The sequence below is a fragment of the Mesorhizobium sp. M2E.F.Ca.ET.209.01.1.1 genome (assembly GCF_004010375.2).
In the GTDB taxonomy this organism is placed as follows: Bacteria; Pseudomonadota; Alphaproteobacteria; order Rhizobiales; family Rhizobiaceae; genus Mesorhizobium.
In genome coordinates this window covers 1-349 of record NZ_SADP02000565.1, presented here as the reverse complement: position 1 = coordinate 349, position 349 = coordinate 1, and the positions used below count along the sequence as shown (strand labels likewise).

Annotated in this window: 1 pseudogene; it reads left to right on the top strand. The window is 58.5% G+C overall.

Going from position 1 to position 349, the window contains the following annotated elements:
- Positions 1–76: 76 nt before the first annotated feature.
- Positions 77–349, top strand: a pseudogene (locus EN852_RS42840) (hypothetical protein); the annotation flags it as partial.

The window sequence follows — 349 nt, the reverse complement described above, 5'->3', positions numbered from 1 at the left end:
GAAGACCGCAGCATCGGGAACAATTGATCCTGCGGTCGGTTGCTCGATGGAGGAAGCTGTAAACAGGAGACCGTTAATGGCCCCGCGCAACAAACAACGAATCAAGGAAGAGACAGAAGCCCCGGAGCTCGAACAGCAGGATTGGGATTCCTTCGAGGGCAGCAAGGTGCTTCCCGACAGTGTGACGACTGAGAACGACAAGCCGGACCCGGCGAGACCGAAGGCGTCTTGCCGGAGGAAGACGATGACAATGCCTATCAGGAGAGTGATGAAGCCCTGCCCGACGACGAGGAAGAACGCGCGCTGTCGCGCGATTCTTCCAAGGAGGGAAGCCGCTTCCTGCATGTCG